Raw genomic sequence first — 17,177 nt, 5'->3', positions numbered from 1 at the left:
TATAAATCGGAAGTTCACGGTTATGACATTACAAATACAAAGGTTGGCCAAACAACAGTAGAAGGAACGAAGACATGGAAGGACGACAATGCGAAAGATCGTCCGGCAATGATCAAGGTCGACCTACTACAAAATGGCCAAGTAGTTGCGACGCAAGAAGTAAGTGCAGCAACAGGTTGGAAATATGGATTTAAAGACTTAGCGGCATATGATGCCGAAGGTAAGGTATATAAGTATGAAGTAAAAGAACAACCAGTGGATGGATATAAATCGGAAGTAAAAGGTTATGACATTACGAATACAAAAGTAGGTCAAACAACGGTAGAAGGAACGAAGACATGGAAGGACGACAATGCGAAAGATCGTCCGGCAATGATCAAGGTCGACCTACTACAAAATGACCAAGTAGTTGCGACAAAAGAAGTAAGCGCAGCAAGCGAATGGAAATATGCGTTTACAGATTTAGCGGCATATGATGCCGAAGGTAAGGTATATAAGTATGAAGTAAAAGAACAACCAGTGGATGGATATAAATCGGAAGTAAAAGGTTATGATATTACGAATACAAAGATAAAGGAAAATCCAAAAGATCCGAACGTAGATCCAAAAGATCCGAGCGTAGATCCGAAAGATCCGAGCGTAGATCCAAAAAATCCAAGCACAGATCCAAAAGACCCGAGCACAGATTCAAAAATTCCACCAACTAAAGAAAATACTAAGACATCAGTATGGCTTCCTAACACAGGTGGAACATCAATGGAGATGATTTCATATATTGTAGGAATGTTGTTGGTGGCTTTAGGTGGATTCGTATTTGTTCGTCAACGAATGAGATAAAAAGAATGGTTATGTTGGTTTGAATTATAGCTTGATCAAAGTATTGCTACAAATATTGATTTATAAATAGAGGAAACCCACACATTTTGAAAAAAGTTTGATCAAAATGTGTGGGTTTTAATTTTGGATTCCTTAAGTTTTTATAAAAAAGATGAATCATCTTATTAAGGTGATTCATCTTCGATTTACTTCAAAATCAATTGTGTTTTTTGTGTTGACCTTCATTCAATACACCATCAGCTAGAAATATAACACTCGCTCCTATACTAAAAGCGAATATTACTCCTCCTCTTTTAGTCTGATAGTAATTAAATGTAAATAATACAACAGAAAGTACAATACTTAAGATAGCACTCATATAATATTTATTCACAGACTAGCTCCTTTTATTGTAATTTTGATAGAGTTGTATTATTGCTTTGTTGGTTTTTAAATTTGTTTTACTCCTACGGATTCACTTGTTTTTGCTAACTATTAGTTGAAGACACAGGAATATCTTCGCTGTTTATGATAACGAAAGTAGGGATATATGGAAATATCTACTTGTGGAAATAGGGAAATTTCTATATTTAAGATTATTAGAAATTTTATACCTCCCAAGAAGTCCCTACTTCAAACAGTTCGTAAAACTGCTAAATGGCGAGGGTACAATATGAGATTTTCTTAATATAAACAGATAACCCTTTAGATAATTAAATCTAAAGGGGAAAATTTAATAAATTATATAATTGTACTTCATGATTCTAGGATGTATCTAAGAAGATGAATAAGAGTTTTCTTTTTCGAGAGTAGATATAGGAAGATTTATATTAACTGTTGTTCCTTTTCCTACTTCACTTTCAATAAGTATCTTTCCTTGGTGCTTCTCAATAATTTTATAACAGATCATTAATCCTAAACCGATACCATTTTCTTTGAGACTATAAAATGGTTCTCCTAGGTAAGGTATACGTTCCTGTTCAATTCCACACCCATAATCAGTAAATCGAATGTTTACCTGGTTTTGATCAGGCACATATTCGATTTGAATTAAGATTTCCCCTCCCATTGGTGTTGCCTCAATCGCATTTTTTAAGATATTTATAAAAGCTTGCTTCAATTGATTTTCTTCACAAAGTATAAATGAAGTATCAGATGTAAACTTAGTTGTAATTTGTATGCAATTCATTATCGCCTGAGGTTCAAGTAACATTACAATTTGCTTCATTAATACATTCAGGTCATTAGTTTTAATTTCTAATGCCTCAGGTTTTGCTAATGTCATAAATTCATTAGTAATACTATCTATACGTTCAACCTCTGCTAACACTATATCTATATAATGCTCAGTGTTCTTATTTTCCATTGATTTTAATAACTGCATGAATCCTTTCATTGCTGTTAAAGGATTTTTAATTTCATGAGCAATTGCAGTGGATAATTGACCTACTACAGCAAGTTTCTCTGATTTTCGTAATAATTCCTCTGTTTTTAGCCGTTCTGTGATATCTCGAGAGATACTTAAGAAAACATTTTTGCCATTCAAGTTAAAAACACGGACACCAAATTCAGTTGTTATTGTTCTTCCTGTCGGAAAAACAAATTCATCTTGCAAAGTGAAAGAAGTCTGTCCTTCTCTAAATTTTTCTATCACTCTTTTGATTATCGGAGAATCTGGCGGAACGTTACTAGGAAATGGCATCGAAAGAAGCTCTTCTCTACTATATCCAAATCTTTTACACGCAACAGGATTTACCTCAATAAATCGAGCCGGAAGTTGATCCTCATTTAGCTCTATTACATATACTGCGTCAGTTGCTTGTTCGATGAGCGCACGGTATTTCATTTCACTGTCTCTTAATTGTTGATGTAATTGACGGCGTTCTCTTTCTGCTTGTTTCCTTTCAGAAATGTCTCTACAAATTCCTGATAAAGCAATTATATTGCCCCTTAAATCTAGAATTGGTGAAACCGTCACGTTTACATCAATTAGAGTTTTATCTTTTCGTTGTCTAACTGTTTCTAACCTAGTAATATCAAGATCTTGTATATTGGTATTACTAATATTTTTGATTAACTCTAAAGTTTCATTCATTAAAAAATCAGGTACGCAAGGTAATTTTTTTCCTACTGATTCTTTTTCTGACCAACCAAATATCTTCTCATAAGCTTTATTCGCTTGCAACATATGTCCATCTAAATCAAATATAGTGATAGCATCTACGTTATGATTAATAAACGATTCCAGTCGTTCTTTCGTTACCTTTAGTTCATTTTCCGCATTTATTCTTTTCGTTATATCAACAGTAGAACCAACCACCTCAACCACTGTTCCCTCTCTTTTAACTGGCCTAAGAGAGAAAAGTATCATAGTCTCATCATTTGGCCATGGTAGTTCGAAAGTTACTTCTTCACCATCCCATGCCTGTTGATAATACTTTAGTAATCGAGGAACTAAATGGGATGGAATAATGGAAGAATCGATAGTAGGTAAAAGCTTCCCTACAACTTGTTCAGAGTGAAATCCTTGTTGATAAAATAATTGTCCATCACACAGAGTATGAATAAAATTCCCATTTACTTTTTTAAATTTAACAATACCTCCTTGTAGTTCATGTACGGTATCCCTTAATTCTCGCTTTGATTCTAGTAAAGTTTCATTCGCTTTAGCTAGGTCTTGTGTTAAGTAATATAATTTTTGATAGGATTCCATAAGAAAAACACCAATTAAGAGTCCGCAAGATATAAATAATGTACCTTGGATGTCAAGAAGTATAAGTGAGATAGAAGGAAAAAAGAATCCAAATACCCCATGAATTATGGCTAGATAAACAGCTAGATAAAGAAAGACGCTTTTAAAGGGATGGGTATTTTTGAGATATGTTTTGAATATAGTATATATAGTAGCAATTCCTAAAGCAGCTATCAAAGCTGGTCCCCAATCACCACCAAGGTAGAAAATACGCATAAATAAAATAAACATTAACGTAATCCAACCAGCTCTACGACCAAAATAAATAAACGAAATAATAAGAGGAACGGCTCGCAAGTCATAAAACAATCCCATGTGCTTAAAATTAAAAATCATCAAAATAGCAGCTATGATCCCTGCATATGTCCCCAAAAATAAATGGATAAATTTATTATCCATTTTCCGTATAAATACTTGAATAAAAATAGCTGAACTAGCTAGGAAAGAAAAAATAGATAGATTAATGAAGAATCCTGTGAACAGCATGCCATATTCCCTCCTTTTTACATGTATTCGACAAAAAGTATAAAAATCCTACAAATTGCATCATAATTAGTCCTATTATTCTAAATCATAAGGCTATTTTTTTGGGGGAGATATGAGTAGTGATAAAAATTTAGCCCCTTTTTACCAGGGCTACCAATTTGGTGTGTTGGATAACAATATTTATATAATTTTCAGCACAAAAAGTTTCCATTCCAGAGAAAATCACATTTCAGATTTATTTGTAATCGATTTCTAATGAACCGTTAATATGTTTGGTATCGAATTAGATTATGTTTGTTATTCGGGATTTTAAGTAGCTTAAATGAAATTTCGAAAAAAAGGGTTTGAGAATGATTTTTTAAAGGTTATTTTGGCAGGGTTAGCGAGGATTGTGAAGAAACATAGTGTAATTGTAAAAATATACGAAAATAAAAAGCATGTAAGGATGAGTTGTAAGCGTACTATTGGAAAGGAAGTGGGGAAATCATGATACATCGATATGAAATTGATTTTCCTTTGATGTATGATGGCAAGGTAACAGACTTACAATCAGCGATTATTCCAGCACATTCTTTAGAAGAAGCAAACAAGAAATTACAATCGGAAGTAAAACAGAGGTTAGTAAAATGTGTTGTCAAAATTGATCATACAAGTTTACTTGTTTCAGAGGATAGTCGATACACAATTGGATGGAATGAGGAGATGAGTCTTGCAATCAGCAAGACTTTCTATTGCTAGAGCTTGATAGAAAGCCAACAATTACGGAATTAGTATATCTATCCCGACAAGATTGGTCAGAAAATGGTCATGTTTTACAGAAATCCGAATAGAAAATGAGTAAATCTTCCTTACAAAAATGTCATATTCCTGTAAGGTTATTAGATAGTTTAGCTATTTTTTCCATGTCATAATAAAGACATAAGAAACGCCAATTAAAAATTATAAGTTATAGGAGAGTGTCAATCATGATTGTAACAACGACGCAGGGAATTCAAGGGAAAGAAATTAGTGAATATATTGATATTGTAAATGGTGAAGCTATTATGGGTGCAAATATTGTTCGCGATTTATTCGCTTCAGTTCGTGATGTTGTCGGTGGTCGTGCTGGTGCTTATGAAAGTAAATTAAAAGAAGCACGTGATATTGCAATGGATGAAATGAAAGAACTTGCAAGACAAAAAGGTGCTAATGCCATCGTTGGTGTTGACGTAGACTACGAAGTTGTTCGTGATGGTATGTTAATGGTTGCTGTAAGTGGTACGGCTGTACGTATATAATAAAATAGAAAACAGACTCTCCCCGTAAAGTGTATATGCTTTACGGGGATTTTTTTGTTGGAAAAATTTTTGGGTATACTCACGAGGCCGCTTGTACACATGTAATCCCAAAATAACATGCCATAATTTCATTTAAGTCAGTATTTAAACATTTTGCAAAAGCGGTAAATAAATGTACACCGAGGTTCCTACTCCAACTTTACTTGTTATACAAATTCTTCCCTGATGACTTTCAATAATTTTGTAACTAATCATTAAACCGAGACCTGTTCCTTTTTCTTTCGTACTATAAAAAGGTTCAGCAAGTTTTGCAATTCTTTCTTCTGGAATACCAATTCCCTCATCTGAAATACAAATTTCCACCTCATTGTTACTTACTTTCTTAGTGGTAATGATTATGTCTCCCCCATGTGGCATTGCTTCAATCGAATTTTGTAAAACATTGATAAACACTTGTTTTAATTGTTTTTTACAACAATCAATATATACAACGTCAGGATCCGTTTGGAATGTGACATGAATATTTGTCATAATTGCCTTTGTGTTAATTAATGATACAACTTTTTTTAAAATTACATCGATGCTCTCTTGTTCAAAAGAACATACCTCAGGCTTAGCAATCGATAAAAATTCATGAATAATAGATTCAATGTGCTCAATTTCAGAAAGTATGAGTTGAAAATATTTTGATTCATTTTTCATTTGTATCTCTAATAATTGTATAAATCCTTTAATAACAGTGAGTGGGTTTCGCACTTCATGTGCAACCCCTGCAGCGAGTTGACCGACAGTAGCTAATTTATCTGATTTATTTAATAATTCCTCTGTCTTTTTCCGCTCTGTAATATCGCGAACCATAACCATCACTTTATCTGTTAATAGCGGTAAACATCGTGCTTCAAAAAAGTAAATACTATTATGCATGAGCAAGGAGTATTCTACAATTTCTATGGAATTATTCTGCTGTACCCTTGCAATTGCTTCTTGTAGCTGCAGGGCAACATCTAAAGGTAACACATCCTGAAATTTTTTATACATAAATTGTTCGACAGGTACATAAAATCTTGATGGACAGCCGGCTTTATAATCAACGATTACTCCGTCAAGTCTTGTTAAAAAACATAAGTCTGGGAGTGCTTTAAAAATTAATTCTAACTCTGAAGATTTTTCTATAAGTTTTTCTTCTACCTGTTTCCGATGCGTAATATCAATACCAACTGCCCAGTGACTGTATCCAGGAACAGGGAACTCTTCTGAAAGGTTTGACCACAGGATTGTTTTTTCATCACCGTTTTTACAAGTAAGTGTCATTTCCCAATCACGAAAGTTTTTACCGAGTTCAGAAAATCCATGAAGTAACTGGTTCCGATACGTTTCATCTGGATAAAGTAGCTCTAACGCGCAAGGATTGTTAATAATTTCAGCAGCACTATAACCTGTTACAAGTTCACACTCTCGGTTCCATATGACAATATTCCCTTCTTCATCACAAGCATCAACCATAACGGGCATGTTGTGTAAAATCGTATATAATTTTTCAGCAGGGATAGATTGATCTTTCTGCACTTGCTGTAATGTATTCATTCCTTTATTCGTTATAATCGTTGCAAGGGATTTAAAGTATATAGTGCAAGACTCAATACTATCTTTAGGTGACAAAATCACAAAATCACCAATCGTATTTTCATTGAATATAATAGGGACATGAATTTTTGTATGTAAATGTATATCAGAGGATGGTGTGCCGTAATGAAATATGATTCCTCCGTTGCAATCAAGCAGCTGATGTGAAATCTGTGTTAAAAGATAAAAGTGTTCTGCCATAGTTTGTATTTCTTTTACGTCAATAATCTCGGTCAGTTTGTACATATTCTCTCACCCCTATTTATGTAAACATGCATATGTATTTATTTTTTTAATTTTCTTAGTTTTTGTATTATACAAATTAAATGTGTCGAGGTACACAGAAAAGAGGGGTTATTTTAATTTTTAAATGATTCCTGCCAATTTTTCATAAAAATGCTTTCCAAAACCCCGCTTTAAAAACTATGTTCCTGATAGATACTTTTTTGAATTACTACCTCAACTATCATAAACAATAAATGAAATCTTTACAGAAAAAAAACAACTTGAACAAAGACAAGTTGTTTTTTTCTAAAGGGCACAGCAAAGAAAGAGTGGAGGAAAAAATACATACACACATGTCAATGATGTAAAGCAAACCAACAAATAAAACTAAAAATTCAGATAATTATATCGCTAAGGGTTTTTGTATACTCTTTCTTTGTAATTATAAGTCTAGCATGAAAATAAAAATAAAACAACAAAAATATACAATTTTCCGTTAAATTCGACATTTATTTTGCGAGTTACCATTTCCACATTAAACATCAGTTACTAGAATATTTATTTTTTAAAGGTATTTAGGTATTAATCAAATTTACATAATACTTATTATTGATAACTATGTAAACCTAAAAATATTCTTAAAGACTGCTTTTTTTTCTGTTCCATCTTGAAAAGATTCTGGATTTACACGTATCTGGGCTGACCTCCATATCCATCGACTTAAGAGTTTTTAATAGACCATAAAACCAGATCTGGTTCTGGTGCAAGAAATCTAGTAAACTTAGACATACTGATAATACCAAACTAAAAAGGACGTGTATCGGTATGAAAAAACCAGTAGAATTCAAATGGCAACATTATCAGCCTAATATTATTTTATTAACCGTGAGATGGTACCTACGGTACAGCCTCAGTTTTCGTGATTTGGTGGAAATGATGGAAGAACGCGGACTATCTATTGCTCATACAACCATCATGCGTTGGGTACATCAATATGGACCTGAATTAGATGAACGAGTACGGCGTAATCTTCAGTCAACCAATGATTCCTGGAGAGTCGATGAAACCTATGTGAAAGTCAAAGGTCAATGGCTGTATCTGTATCGTGCCGTTGATTCAGAAGGGATTTTTATCTAAGTGAATCAAAGGATAAACAAGCAGCCAAGCGCTTTTTTAAGAAAGCCTTGGCTTTTTCGCACGTTTCTAAGCCTCGTGTAATAACTGTAGGTAAGAACCCAGCTTATCCCATCGCTATTCAAGAGTTAAAAAAAAGCAGATGCCTGAAGGCATCCAACTAAGACAAGGGAAATATCTCAACAATATCGTAGAGCAGGATCACCGCTTCATTAAAAAACGAATTCGCCCGATGCTGGGGTTAAAGTCCTTGCGAACTGCTAAACGAATTATTGCGGGGATAGAGGCCATGCACATGATGAAAAAAGGACAGACTCTCCAAAGGGAAAAGTCTGTCCAAAATCAAAAAGAATTTATTCATAAATTGTTTGGACTAGCTTCATAAGCTAGCAATTTAAAGGAAAGTGACACTCTATGTTTCTATCGAGTATTTTTTGCACCAGAACCAGGATACTTTATTCCTTTCTTTGTAAAGTTCTCTTTATTGAGCAATCAAGCAGCGGAAAATTGTAGAAACACAGAATTAAAAAAAACTTCGTGTTTCTTTTTAATACATTTATTAGAAAAAAACTTTGCACTTCCCGGCACAGTTGCTCTTTCTAGCGCTCATTAAAAAAAGTAAAACCTACTGCACAAAAGGGTCCTTTAGTCATAAGCTTCACTAACTGTTGTGCAGTATATTTTGGTGAATATTTCATGTCATTTTGAAGCCACCAAATTGCCATCCCAACAACACAGGAAGTGAAGAAACGTAATACCATATCCTTTGGAATATCTGAGTCATGTTCTCCAATTTTAAGCTCAATGTAATTTCGTTCAAGATTATCCATAATAGTCTGCTGCATTTGTAGGTTAAAATCATGAATGCCATGAGGCCCAAACATGGTTTTATAAAAGTCTGCATGTTTTACCATACATTCAAATATCGATTGTAAAACTTCCTCGAGTTTCGAAAAATCTATTTGATGTCCCTGCACATGGGCATATAGGACCATCTTACTTGTCAACTCTTCTAGTGCACTCTCGCTAAGCTTTGTTAACAAATCTTGTTTATCCCTGTAATGTGAGTAAAATGTTGCCCGATTGATGAGTGCCTCATCTGCAATATCTTGAATGGTAATAGCATCGTATCCCTTTTCCGCTATCAGTTTGATAAAAGCATCATATATAAATTTCTTTGTTCGAATAATCCGCAGATCCGCTTTTTTCAACATCTTATACCTCCCCGTTCGTTATTGTCATTATAGACAACAGATTTCATACTTTTGTTTTTTATCTTACATTTAGACCTTAAATGTAAATTGAATTTTATGGAAAAAGCGATATAATTCCATTATAAACAACATGAATTTATTATCAACTACACATTGTTCGTTATCTATCTATCTATCTATCTGTTTGTTAAACGAATGCTAGGAGGAATAATTTAAAAGGCTTATTGTGAAGCAATTTTTCAAATAAAAGATAGTTCTAGGTGGCCTTTTAGGCATTATGGCTGCTATTATCAGCGCTAGTTTTGCTTTTATGAAATCTTAGATAATCCGCCAATTTTAGCTTGTAGAAGTGTAGTAGGAGACATATATTAATATAACTCTTAGGCAAATAAAGACAAATCTTGTGTTTGATTCATAAAAAGCACGTCACCCTTTCTTATTAACATAAGAGAATAGTCTAAATCCTTAAGTTAATGGATGTTTGTCAGGATCTCCAGCGGTCATTTAATTACCATTATTTTTATTTTAATTCATTGGCAGATATTGATACCTAGTATTAAAATATTAGAAGGATACAAACAAATGAAGTCAAAAGTAAGAATTAAAGCTATGGTATCTATGTGACTGAAAAAACGTACTAACGATTTTTTTTAGTAATAAATGTAACAAAAGTAAAAACTTGTATTTAAACTTCGTGTTATATATAATTATTTATATGTATATAATATAAAAACGATTGAGGAGGGTGAGAATAATTAAAAAAAACATTATTTTTGCACCAGAAACTTTTAACTTGGCCGAAACTACCAGATCAATAGAAGTAGCAAAGAAATGTTCTGAATATTTTCATTGCATATTTATAGGCTACTCTAGAAAATATGCTTATCTTATTGAAAAAGCTAACTTTGAATTTATCCACCTTGAACCAGTCTTAAGTGAAGACGATATCACTCAACTCATGAAAGTCGATCAGATGAAGGGTATAAAACATCCCTTTACATACGAACATCTCAAAAAACGAATTGAGAATGAGAAAAGAATTATAAATACTTACTGTCCAGCGGTTGTCGTTATTGGAACTACATTAAGTATGTTTATTTCAGCGAGAGCTTGTCAAACACCACTTGTATATATTAAACCATTAGCATACACCAGAACTTTTTTATTAAAAGGACACCTAGAATTACCTCCCATAATTAATAAGCCTTTCTTACCTAAAAAAGTCACCATGAATCTCTATAAAAAGGTTGCTTTAGGTATTACTTATAAACCAAAGTCTTTTTCTAAATTGGCAAAAGAAGAAGGAGTAGAACTTCCAAAATACACCATAGATGCACTGGATGCTGATTATAATTTAATTACAACCATTCCTGAAATTAGTGGTGTGGACGATCTTCCTGCTAACTATAAATATATTGGCCCGGTTTATGCAAAACTGGATATGCCCATACCATCATTTCTATATAGTCTTCCCTCAAATCAACCTGTTATTTATTTTGCGATGGGAAGCTCTGGAAGTAAAGGAATTATCATGAAATTCTTACATATTTTAAAGAAACTTCCGGTGACAGTTATATGTCCAATGAAGAAAATACTTGCGTCTAGTGGCAATATTTTTTCTAGTAGCAAGAATATTATTCTTTGTGACTTACTTCCCGCTCATAAATTGGGAAATATAATAGATTTATCTATTATTCATGGTGGAGAAGGTACAGTTCAAACGGCTTGTTTATCTGGTAAACCATTCCTTGGGCTTGGACTGCAAGCAGAACAAAAAGCCAATATAAATGAATGTGTTCTTTTTGGTAATGCATTAGAACTTAAACGAAAAGATATTACGACTCAGAAAATTGGTGAATTGATAGACTTCTCTCTAACAAATAAAGAGATGCATAAAAAGGCAAAAGAAATGCAGGAACTTTTAGAAAATATTGATGGTCCAGTAAATGCTGCTAACTTCTTAATAAATCATTTCGCTATAACATAAAAGAATAATGGAGGTTTACCATGAATAAAGTATACGATAAAATCATTAGCCATTTGGCTGAAATAACAGGTTATGATCAAAGTGATATTGCTGTAACTGATTCGTTAGTTAATAACCTTGGCCTGGACTCAATGATGATTATGGATTTTCATAGATTAGTAGTACAAGACTTTCCTGAGATGAAAGAAGTCGACTTGGAAGAAGTTTTTCAACAAGAGGATACAACTGTAAATAATATTTTATGTTTAATATATAAAGAAATAGGGATGGAAATGAATCAAGAGACAGCTTCATTACTGGATGATTTCAATGAAGTTAAAGAGTTTCATAAATATCTTAAAAGCAGAGAATACATTCCTTATTTCAGAAAAAACCATGGAATAGCATCAAATAGAATTATTATAGATGGGGAAGAGAAGATAAATTATTCCACTTACAATTACCTCGGTATTAATGGTTCAAATATAATTAACCAGGCCGTCATTGAAGCGATAAATCGTTATGGAACGAGTGTTTCTGGTAGTAGGTTACTTAGCGGAGAAATTGAAATCCATCAAAAGCTTGAAAGAAAAATTGCTGAATTCTTAGATGTAGAAGATGCTCTAATTCAGGTGGGAGGACACAGTACTAACGTTAATACTATAGGGAATATTGTCAATCAAGAAGATTTAATTCTACATGATGCATTGGCTCATAATAGTATTATTCAAGGTGCAATTCTTTCTAATGCGAAGCGGAAACCGTTTAAACATAATGATATGGATCATCTAGAAGATGAGCTGAAAAAGCTAAGATCGAAATTCCGCAGGGTTTTAATCGTGGTAGAAGGTGTTTACAGCATGGATGGAGATATTTGTAAACTGCCAGAACTAATCAGAATAAAAGAAAAGTATAATGCTATTCTCATGGTGGATGAAGCGCATTCAATCGGTACTATTGGTAAGAATGGTAGAGGTGTTACAAGTTATTATGATGTTAACCCTAAATCAGTAGATATTCTAATGGGAACATTAAGTAAATCCCTTAATAGTTGTGGGGGATATATTGCTGGTAGCAAATCCTTTATTAAATATTTAAGATTCAATTCACCTGGATTTATTTTCAGTGTTGGAATGACACCAGCTAATGCAGCCGCAGCGTTAGCGTCATTAACAATCTGTGAAAATGAAGAAAGTCTATTTGTAAGTTTAAAAGAAAACCATACGTATTTCTTAAATGAATTAAAGAAACTAGGCGTTGATGTAGGTGAAAGCTACGACACTCCAGTAGTACCTTTAATCATTGGAAACTCGGATGAAGCTCTTAAATTCTCGGAAATATTATTTAAAAATGGAATAAATGCGATGCCAATAATTTATCCTGCAGTAAAAGAAAGTGAAGCTAGAATAAGATTCTTTATTTCAGCTGCTCATTCAAGAGAAGACCTGGATATGACTTTAAAAGTAATTAAAGAAAACATTCAAAGTTTATCTACGTACAATGAGTCCGTGTTAATACCTTTATAAATTACGTGGAAATTTATATAGATAGGGAGCTTTCTGCTTCCTATCACTTAATTTTAAAAGAAGAGGGGGTTATTAAATGCAATACAGTTTGTTAATGAGCAAGTATCAATCATATTCTCCAAACAAACGTTATAAGTTACCAGAGAAGTCCATTCGTATAAACATTTTAGTTCGATTATCTAAGATTGTAGGGATAAGAGATACTCCTTTATTCCAATTACTTTTATTTTCAAAAGTTAAAAATTATATAAGATTTATTGTATTAAGGAAGATGTATGAAAATTTTGATAATGTTCAAGAAATGACAAAAGGAAATATGCATCATAATATATTTTATTCCTTTATGGATTTAGGTATCCAATTGGGGATGATTTCACAAAAAGAGAATGTATACACATTAAATCAAGAATACCTTTTGGCAGTAAAGGACAGAAATAGCTTAGTTGAATTTGAAGACAAAAATTATAGTAAGATTGTAAAAAAAATACAAAGTGATTACAAGTTCATTGAGCGTGTAATTAATACAGAACATAATACAACATTAGGAAAAATAATGGGGAAATTAGAGTTTGTATATATTAAAGAGGTCCTTACCTATTTACAAGAGATTAATAAATTGGATTTTTTTAAACAAATATCTCCTAGCTTTTCAGAGGATTTTTACACAGATCTTGGAGAATTAGCGTTTAATATTTACACAAAAGAAAACTATGCAACTTTTATTTCTCAAAAACAATTTAAGTCAATTCTTGATATTGGATGTGGAAATGGTAATTATATTGATGTTCATTTGAGCTCTGATGATAAACAAATTGTTGGTGTAGAAAGACAAAAAAAGGTGTTTGAAAAATTACAAACTAAATATAAAGATAAATCGAATGTTGTTATACATAACGAGGACATTATAGACCTTTCATTTGAATGTAAATTTGACATGATCAATATGAGCTACATGTTATTTTATCTTACTCAAGACGAAAAAGAAAAGCTCTTCAAGCGACTAAAAGAAATTTTGCATAGGGACGGTTCTATTGTGATTTGTCAGTATTATCCTAATTTTGAGATTTATCAAGAGCTAATGGCAAAGCATAATAAGGATTGGAATCTTATATCTCGCTATAAATTTGATATCTGTAATAGTATTCTCCAAGCTGAAGTTGTATTAAATAATATGCTTATTGATTTTGCTCAAGCGGAGCAGTGGAATCTTTTCCTTACTTTACTAGATTCATCTGGATTTGAAGTAAGTGAAATTGCACCAGCAGATGATACATATTATTCGTATTTTATTACAATTAAACACAAATATGGAGGTACAAATGATTAAAGCTACTAACGTTATCAAGGTTTTTAATGCAAATAAGCAAAATGAATTAAAAGTGTTAAGAGGAATTGATTTAGGTATAACTAAGGGTGAATTTTGTACAATTATTGGGAAATCTGGGTCGGGTAAAACTACACTTCTCAAATGTTTATCGGGACTAGAGAGTGTTACTTCAGGCGAAATTCAAGTAAACAAAAGAAATATAGGTAATCTCTCTAAAAAAGAAGTAAATGTTTTTAGAAAAAATGATATTGCTTTTATTTTTCAAGAATATAACTTAATTGATGATCTAACCTTGCATGAGAATATCTATTTAGAACATGGTGTTACTGAGGAAATTGAAAACCTTATCGATGATTGGGATATTCGTAAAGCAATTAATTTATTTCCTAATCAATGTTCCGGAGGTCAACAGCAAAAAGCTGCGATATTAAGAGCTTTAGTGAAAAGAGCTAAAATACTGTTTTGTGATGAACCTACGGGAGCACTTGATGGGAATTCATCTAAGGAGGTTCTAACAGTATTACAAAAGCTGCAACAAAGTCATCAAACTACGATTGTTCTTATAACCCATAATGAACAAATAACGAAAATCTCCAATCGTGTTATTACTATTCATGATGGGAAAAAGGTTAATGATATGGTAAATGAAGATATTGAGTTAGCGGAGAATTTAGAATGGTAGATCAAAATGTAAAGAGAAAATTCAGAAAACGCATAATGAGAAGATTAAACACTTATAAATTAAAGTTTCTAGTTATATTTCTTGTTGTTTTTGCTACAACTGGTATCTTTATAAGTTTTTTTGTTGGTACAAGTAGCGTTCTCCAATCAGTTGAAAAATTCAACAGCGAATATAACGTAGAGGACGGTATATTTATAACTAATGACGATATTGACGAGAAATTTAAGGATATTTCCTTCGAACAAATTAAAAATGGGGAAGTGAGGGAAGGCGGCAGTACAGTTCGAATATTCCAGTCAAGAAAAAAAATTAATAAATATCAAGTGACCAGCGGTCGTGATATTCAAAACGATAAAGAGATTCTAATTGACAATAACTATTTAAAAGCAAATAAATTAGCGCTCAATGATGAATTGACCTTTAATGGAGAAAAATTAAAAATAGTTGGAACTGCAATATCACCTGATTATATTACAACCAAAAATAGTAATCTAGTGTTGCAAGCTAATTCTGAAGTTTTTGGTATAGCATTTGTAAATGAAGAAACGTTTCAAAGACTATTCGGTAATGAGTTCTCTTCATATTATGCTTATACTAGCAATCTAGATGTTCAAGAGGTTTCAAAAATCGTTAAACCAACTTATATAAATGATTCTCAAAATAACACGAGGATACAACAAGTAATAGGTGATGCAAAAGCACCAAGGGATCTTGCGTTGCTTTTAACATGCTTACTATATCTAATAGTTGGGGTTCTTTTAAGTGTTTACCATTTTGAAGTATCCAAGAAAGAATCAAATAACCTAGCAACATTTAATAAGTTAGGCTTTAATAAATGGATTCTTTTTAAACATTATATAACTGAAACGAGCTTAACACTTTTAATTGCATGGTTAATCGGTGGTACAATCGGTATATTTTTGATTGAGACGATTATGCAAATGAATAGCCAAATATATAATTATCCAATTCTTAAAATTGATTACATTTTATTGACAGAATGTTTAGTTTTTTCGTTAGCTATTGTTTTAGTGATTAACTTTGTTTTAGTTTATCAGTTTTATATAAAATTTAAAAAGAAGAAAAATAAAGTTAAATCTATAAGAAAAAGAAGTAGCAAAATCATGAAATTCATTCCTTTTACTTACCGCTATCGGTTAAAGCGGATAAATAGAAATAAAAAGGAAATGGCTTTGTTTATAGTACTGATTTTCTTTGTAGGTTTACTGATTAATTTTTCGTTTTTATTGAAAGACTCTGTAACTAAGTATGTCGATGACTTAGCATCAGAGAATATTTTTGAAGAAATTTTGTTTTTAAATCCACCTAATCAACATGATATCAAGGGTGAAGAGTTTAAACTATATAACTTACATGATGAAGATGGTATTGCACAAAGTGTTTATGTAATCGGTTCTGATTCTAAGTATTACAATTATAATCTCAAGCTGGCAGATGGAGATGTAATAATTACTCAAGCATTCTCTGATAAATATGGAAAAAAAGTAGGAGATAAGTTACTACTAAAAGATGTAACTAATCAAAAAGATTACTCATTTAAAATTAATAAAGTCAACAATGTTACTACAGTGAGTAATATATATTTAGTTTCCGATAACGGAGAAATGTTCAACCATGAAACATATTCAGTACCTGCAGTAGCTCTATCAAACCCATATGATAACGCTAACGATAGCGGGATAGAAGCTACATTGACTAGGAACGAGATAATAACTTCCGGAAAAAATATCTTAGATGTTATAAACAAACAGATCACACTTATTTTAGGGCTTGCTATAGTTCTACAAGTTGCATTACTTTACTCACTTCTTGAGTTCAGTTATCAAAATAGTATCAAATCAATTAAGACATTAAAATTAGAAGGTTATTCATTAAAAGAACTAATGAGAATGCATTTTGCCTTTAGCTTTCCTATTGCGGTCCTAACTATTATTGGATCATACCTTCTATCAAGAATAGGTGTAAGAGTATTTTTGGATCAAATTATGTTTGACTTTGTCAACTTTGTTAGAGTTACTGATAATCTAAACATTATATTTGCAAGTAATGGAATGATAATTGCCGTATTTACCTTCTTCTTAATAAGAATAAGGTCAAAAATGAAATGCATTTGAAATGACAATGGAGG

The 17,177-nt window shown here is 32.2% G+C and carries 12 protein-coding genes and 1 pseudogene; 9 read left to right on the top strand and 4 right to left on the bottom strand.

The window, feature by feature from the left end:
* A partial coding sequence (locus COC96_RS19895; RefSeq protein WP_098769221.1) for a Cna B-type domain-containing protein occupies positions 1–837 on the top strand: 837 nt, incomplete at its 5' end.
* A 196-nt stretch (positions 838–1,033) separates the two neighbouring features.
* Here the strand turns inward: COC96_RS19895 and COC96_RS27620 are convergent.
* The gene (locus COC96_RS27620; RefSeq protein WP_176538789.1) at positions 1,034–1,210 is read right to left on the bottom strand and encodes a hypothetical protein; all 177 of its coding nucleotides are present in this window, start codon (positions 1,208–1,210) and stop codon (positions 1,034–1,036) included.
* 381 nt (positions 1,211–1,591) lie between these two features.
* On the bottom strand, positions 1,592–4,054 hold the full coding sequence (locus tag COC96_RS19890; protein WP_098769220.1) for a PAS domain S-box protein: 2,463 nt from the start codon (positions 4,052–4,054) through the stop codon (positions 1,592–1,594).
* Between the two features lie 486 nt (positions 4,055–4,540).
* Between COC96_RS19890 and COC96_RS19885 the strand changes: the two genes are divergently transcribed.
* Both COC96_RS19885 and COC96_RS19880 read left to right on the top strand, forming a co-directional pair.
* Positions 4,541–4,792 carry a hypothetical protein gene (locus COC96_RS19885; RefSeq protein WP_098769219.1) on the top strand — a complete coding sequence of 84 codons (252 nt, stop codon included), beginning with the start codon at positions 4,541–4,543 and terminating at the stop codon, positions 4,790–4,792.
* A gap of 227 nt (positions 4,793–5,019) precedes the next feature.
* Positions 5,020–5,331 carry a heavy metal-binding domain-containing protein gene (locus COC96_RS19880; protein WP_000637500.1) on the top strand — a complete coding sequence of 104 codons (312 nt, stop codon included), beginning with the start codon at positions 5,020–5,022 and terminating at the stop codon, positions 5,329–5,331.
* A 144-nt stretch (positions 5,332–5,475) separates the two neighbouring features.
* Here the strand turns inward: COC96_RS19880 and COC96_RS19875 are convergent, their stop codons facing one another.
* Positions 5,476–7,200, bottom strand: a complete 1,725-nt coding sequence (locus COC96_RS19875) for a PAS domain-containing sensor histidine kinase (RefSeq protein WP_098769218.1) — start codon at positions 7,198–7,200, stop codon at positions 5,476–5,478.
* An 804-nt stretch (positions 7,201–8,004) separates the two neighbouring features.
* On the opposite strand from COC96_RS19875, the pseudogene COC96_RS19870 reads away from it, so the two are divergent.
* A pseudogene (locus COC96_RS19870) lies at positions 8,005–8,698 on the top strand (IS6 family transposase).
* Positions 8,699–8,912: 214 nt separating this feature from the next.
* Here the strand turns inward: COC96_RS19870 and COC96_RS19865 are convergent.
* Positions 8,913–9,527, bottom strand: coding sequence for a TetR/AcrR family transcriptional regulator (locus COC96_RS19865; RefSeq protein ID WP_070129429.1), 615 nt, complete (start codon positions 9,525–9,527; stop codon positions 8,913–8,915).
* A gap of 745 nt (positions 9,528–10,272) precedes the next feature.
* Here COC96_RS19865 and COC96_RS19860 point away from each other — a divergent pair.
* From COC96_RS19860 to COC96_RS19840, 5 genes are all read left to right on the top strand, one after another.
* Positions 10,273–11,514 carry a glycosyltransferase gene (locus COC96_RS19860; RefSeq protein ID WP_098769217.1) on the top strand — a complete coding sequence of 414 codons (1,242 nt, stop codon included), beginning with the start codon at positions 10,273–10,275 and terminating at the stop codon, positions 11,512–11,514.
* 20 nt (positions 11,515–11,534) lie between these two features.
* Positions 11,535–13,019, top strand: a complete 1,485-nt coding sequence (locus COC96_RS19855) for an aminotransferase class I/II-fold pyridoxal phosphate-dependent enzyme (RefSeq protein ID WP_098268899.1) — start codon at positions 11,535–11,537, stop codon at positions 13,017–13,019.
* Positions 13,020–13,095: 76 nt separating this feature from the next.
* Complete coding sequence (locus COC96_RS19850) at positions 13,096–14,346, top strand: class I SAM-dependent methyltransferase (protein WP_098268900.1); 1,251 nt, start codon at positions 13,096–13,098, stop codon at positions 14,344–14,346.
* Complete coding sequence (locus COC96_RS19845; protein ID WP_098268901.1) at positions 14,339–15,028, top strand: ABC transporter ATP-binding protein; 690 nt, start codon at positions 14,339–14,341, stop codon at positions 15,026–15,028. Before COC96_RS19850 ends, COC96_RS19845 begins: the two co-directional genes overlap by 8 nt.
* On the top strand, positions 15,022–17,163 hold the full coding sequence (locus COC96_RS19840; RefSeq protein WP_098769216.1) for an ABC transporter permease: 2,142 nt from the start codon (positions 15,022–15,024) through the stop codon (positions 17,161–17,163). Before COC96_RS19845 ends, COC96_RS19840 begins: the two co-directional genes overlap by 7 nt.
* Positions 17,164–17,177: the final 14 nt, after the last annotated feature.

Source organism: Bacillus cereus, from assembly GCF_002577405.1.
In the GTDB taxonomy this organism is placed as follows: Bacteria; Bacillota; Bacilli; order Bacillales; family Bacillaceae_G; genus Bacillus_A; species Bacillus_A cereus_AU.
Note: the sequence above shows the minus strand (reverse complement) of the source record. Positions and strands in the feature narration are given on the sequence as shown.